A 1,443-nucleotide genomic window follows, 5' to 3' on the forward strand; every position below is an offset into this window, starting at 1 on the left:
GATAGTGCCCCGTGATGTGGTGGGAATCGGTTCCGCGTCTGGTCAGTCGCAGTGATCAACGAGTTCCGTGTTTTGATCATATCCGTTGCTGGCGTTGAGGGCGTGCTGCTTGGCGGCGATGACGGCTCGGAGTTCGCCCATGGAGCTCTCTGAGAGGTAGCGGCGACCGACTTGCCATTCGTCGTGTTGGTCGATCACCACCGAGGTCGCCAGCCGCAGGAAGGCCTCCGGGTTGGGGAAGATTTCTACGACGTCGGCGCGGCGTTTGATCTCTTTGTTGAGCCGCTCGATGGGGTTGTTGGACCAGATCTTCTGCCAGTGTCCGCGGGGGAACGCGGTGAACGCCAGCACGTCCGTTTTGGCCTCGCGCATCATCTGGTGCGCCTTGGGGAACGAGCCGGCGAAGGTGTCGGCGACCTGGTCCCACTGCGCGGCCACATCCTTGGGGTCGGTGTGGGCGAAGATCGTCTTGACCGCCGCGGTCACCGCGGGTGCGTGCTTTGACGCCACCGTGCCGTGCAGGTTGCGCATGAAGTGCACCCGGCAGCGCTGCCAGGAGGCGCCCACAAACTGCTTGGCTACGGCCGCCTTGAGGCCCGCATGGGCGTCGGAGATGACCAGGTGCACCCCGGATAGCCCACGGGCCTTCAGGGAGCGCAGGAAGTCATTCCAGAACTCGTACGACTCACTGTCCCCGACCGCCGTGCCGAGCACTTCGCGGGTGCCATCAGCGGAAACGCCAGTGGCCACGACCATGGCATGAGATACCACGTGCGCACCGATACGGACCTTGCAGAACGTCGCGTCAGCGAACACGTACGGGAACTCGGTGTGGGCCAGCGTGCGGGTACGGAACGCCTCCACTTCGGCGTCGAGCTCGGCGCAGATGCGGGACACCTCAGACTTCGAGATGCCAGTGTCCACACCGAGAGCCCGTACGAGATCGTCCACTGCACGTGTAGAGACCCCGTGTACGTAGGCCTGCATGATCACCGCGTACAGGGCCCGGTCGATGCGCCGGCGCCGCTCGAGCAGAGCGGGGAAGAACGACCCCGATCGCAGCTTCGGGATCCGCGCCTCGATATCGCCGGCCGGGGTCGAGACAGTCTTGTTTCGGTACCCGTTGCGGTGCGTGGTGCGGTCCTCGTTGCGCTCGTACCTGCCGGCGCCGATCTTGGCTGAGGCTTCAGCCTCGATCAGCGCCTGCAGGCCGGCCCGCACCAGTTCGGCGAACATCGCCTGCGGATCGGCGGACAGGAGTGCATCCAACTGGGCGTGTACGCCAGAATGGGAGTGGGTCATCGCGTGGTGTGTCCTTCCGTGAGCTACTTGGTCGTAACTCATTGACCACTACGCGATGGCCCACCCCCTTGGCGGGCCGCCACACCGTCGTCAGCCCAAACCCCGGCCCCCAAACCCCACCACTCCAGGGGACTTACCCCA

At 64.9% G+C, this 1,443-nt stretch carries 1 protein-coding gene; it reads right to left on the minus strand.

The window, feature by feature from the left end; genetic code table 11:
• Positions 1-42: 42 nt before the first annotated feature.
• Positions 43-1,302 (minus strand): IS256 family transposase, encoded by a 1,260-nt coding sequence (locus VVR27_RS11540; protein WP_163376561.1) that lies wholly within the window; start codon positions 1,300-1,302, stop codon positions 43-45.
• Positions 1,303-1,443 lie beyond the last annotated feature (141 nt).

Origin of the sequence: Rothia sp. LK2492 (genome assembly GCF_040946345.1) — a bacterium.
Taxonomy (GTDB): Bacteria; Actinomycetota; Actinomycetes; order Actinomycetales; family Micrococcaceae; genus Rothia; species Rothia endophytica.